A 1,459-nucleotide genomic window follows, 5' to 3' on the forward strand; every position below is an offset into this window, starting at 1 on the left:
TCCTATGAAAAGCACTAGTCCAGTTCCTTAAAGTTAATATTTTATTTTTTATCAGTCCATATTGGTGATTTTGGGGTGTTGAATTGTTGGCAACCCTTGTCAGCTTTTTACTTGGTTGTCAATACTTCAACACCATATATAACTTGCTCCGCATCCTATATGTGATCGATCCTAGATTATGAACGTCACCGGCATCTGTATGATTATAAGTTATAATAAGCCCGGCCACTTGCTATAAAAATGTGATCCCAATTCCTTGGGCCACCCACGTTGTTTTGTGGTACTGGCTTTGAATACTTCGTTGTGAGCTTTGTTATCTGGTTGCTGTTTATCCTTTAGGTTATTCCAATACCCCTATCACATAAGGGGTCTCCGTCTTTATTACCGCCAGTGTCCTGCTCAGCAGTTTCCTGGCCACCTTTATGATAATGCTCTTTACGTTCTTGCCATGGTGCTTGCGGTAATAGGCCTGCATAACAGGATCCGCCCGTATCGCCTGCCAGGCAGCCTCCACAAAGTAGGACCGGATCAAACGGTGCGCCCTTGGCGTTATCCCCAGTGTCCTATAATTACTTCCGCTCTGGTGCACCCCTGGGGCCAGGCCTACATAGCCCGCCAGATGCTTTACGCTGTTGAACCTCCTCAGGTCCCCCAATTCACAAAGAATGCCGCATGCCACTATCCCTCCGATTCCGGGAATACTCCGCAGCAGCATATAATCCTTCTTGTAGTGGACTTTGCAATACCTCCTGAGTTGGGTAGAAACATCGCGCAGTTCCTGATCCACGAAACGAAAAAAACGCATCCTGCTCTCCAAGGTCGCCTTCGCCGTGGGATATCCAAAGACCAAATCGTCCAACCACTTCCGATACTTGTGGCTCCAATGGTCGTTGTCGAACTCCTCGGGTTCCTTGATACCAAAATAGAGCAACTGCATCTTGATGTAGCTCTTGATCCGCCTATAGTCCTTTACGAGATCGTTGCGCCTACGGAAAAGGCTCCTGAGCTGTTCCCGTTCCTTCCCTGGTACGTGGATGCTGTCCAGACGACCGTCCTTAAGTTCCCTACTCAGCAATTGAGCATCGATCATATCGGTCTTTGCATGGAGTTCCCGTCCCTTTCTGTGTACGTCGGCAGGGTTCACCACCATTGAACGCCAACCATAACCCTCAAAGCAACGATGGGCATGGTAACCACAGCAACCGGCCTCATAGACAACATTGACCTCATGTCCTGCAAAATGTTTGTCTACATACTTCCGTAAAAGTTCCGGATCGGGAGCCATGCTAAAGGATTTGCCTGAAAAAAGGTCCGTGGAACAATGAATCTTCCAGCTTCGTTTGTGTATATCGATACCAATGAATAACTTAGGTGTGGCAGTAATTTGAGTGTTCATATCTTTAAGGTTTTAGCTATAATTTAAAGATACTCGACTTACTGCTTTTTCATCGATGCTATA

1 protein-coding gene is annotated in these 1,459 nt (G+C 46.5%); it reads right to left on the minus strand.

The window, feature by feature from the left end; genetic code table 11:
* Positions 1–340 precede the first annotated feature (340 nt).
* Positions 341–1,396, minus strand: coding sequence for an IS110 family RNA-guided transposase (locus B9Y87_RS21725; RefSeq protein ID WP_085501051.1), 1,056 nt, complete (start codon positions 1,394–1,396; stop codon positions 341–343).
* Positions 1,397–1,459 lie beyond the last annotated feature (63 nt).

Source organism: Arenibacter troitsensis (genome assembly GCF_900177645.1).
Lineage (GTDB): Bacteria > Bacteroidota > Bacteroidia > Flavobacteriales > Flavobacteriaceae > Arenibacter > Arenibacter troitsensis.

Excerpts from the sequence above, each read along its gene's own strand:
- B9Y87_RS21725 (WP_085501051.1), bottom strand. The coding sequence starts at position 1,396 with ATGAACACTCAAATTACTGCCACACCTAAGTTATTCATTGGTATCGAT.